At 74.6% G+C, this 1,171-nt stretch carries 1 protein-coding gene; it reads left to right on the forward strand.

Going from position 1 to position 1,171, the window contains the following annotated elements; translation table 11 throughout:
- Nucleotides 1–175: 175 nt before the first annotated feature.
- Nucleotides 176–1,171: HRDC domain-containing protein (locus KS423_RS45855; protein WP_224285570.1), on the forward strand; the 996-nt coding region annotated here is incomplete at its 3' end.

Genomic DNA, 1,171 nt, shown 5'->3' on the forward strand with positions numbered 1-1,171 from the left:
CGGCGGCCGAGGAGGAACGTTTCCTCCTCGGCCGCCGCAGCGCTGTCCCAGGGGCCCGTGACGCTTTCACCGGGCCCCGGAGACCGGCGGGCGATCATCAGTCTGACCAGTCCGACAACACTCCCGGTCGCGAGGACCGTCGTACCCTTGGGGGGTGACCGACGCCGTAGCAGCCATGCCAGAAGAAGCAGCCCCGGTCCCGCTCCTCGAACCGAAGGAGGGGATCCCGCCCGTGGTGGCGGACGACCGGGCGCTGGCCGCCACCGTCGCCGCCTTCGCCGCGGGCACCGGACCGGTGGCCGTCGACGCCGAACGGGCCTCCGGCTACCGCTACGGGCAGCGCGCCTACCTCATTCAGCTGCGCCGCGCGGGTTCCGGCTCCGCCCTGATCGACCCGATCGCCTGCCCGGACCTCAGCGCGCTCGGCAGGGCCGTCGAGGACGCCGAATGGGTGGTCCACGCGGCCTCCCAGGATCTGCCCTGTCTGTCCGAGGTCGGCATGAGACCCCGGCAGCTGTTCGACACGGAGCTGGCCGGGCGGATCGCCGGCTTCGCCCGTGTGGGCCTCGGGCCGATGACCGAGAACGTGCTCGGGCTGAGCCTGGCCAAGGAGCACTCCGCGGTCGACTGGTCCACCCGCCCGCTGCCCGAGCCGTGGCTGCGCTACGCCGCTCTGGACGTCGAGGTGCTGGTCGAGCTGCGCAACGCACTCGAACAGGAGCTGGACGCCCAGGGCAAGCTCGGCTGGGCGATGGAGGAGTTCGCCTCGATCGCCGCCGCGCCCCGCCCGGCCCCGCGCACCGACCCGTGGCGCCGCACCTCGCAGCTGCACAAGATCCGCCGCCGCCGTCAGCTGGCCGTGGTGCGCGAGCTCTGGCTGGCTCGCGACCGGATGGCCCAGGACCGCGACGTCTCCCCCGGCCGGGTGCTCTCGGACGCCGCGATCGTCAACGCCGCACTGGCCATGCCGCTGAACATCGTCTCCCTGCAGGCCGTCCAGGGCTTCGGCCCCCGGGTGCACCGGCGCCAGCTGGAGCAGTGGCTGGCGGCCGTGCAGCGCGGCCGGGAGATCCCGGAGAACCTGCTGCCGCCGGCCACCGCGCCGCACGACGGACCGCCGCCGCCGCGGGCCTGGGCCGAGAAGGACCCGGTGGCCGCCGCCCGGCTCGCC

It is taken from the genome of Streptomyces sp. LS1784 (assembly GCF_020103755.1).
Taxonomy (GTDB): Bacteria; Actinomycetota; Actinomycetes; order Streptomycetales; family Streptomycetaceae; genus Kitasatospora.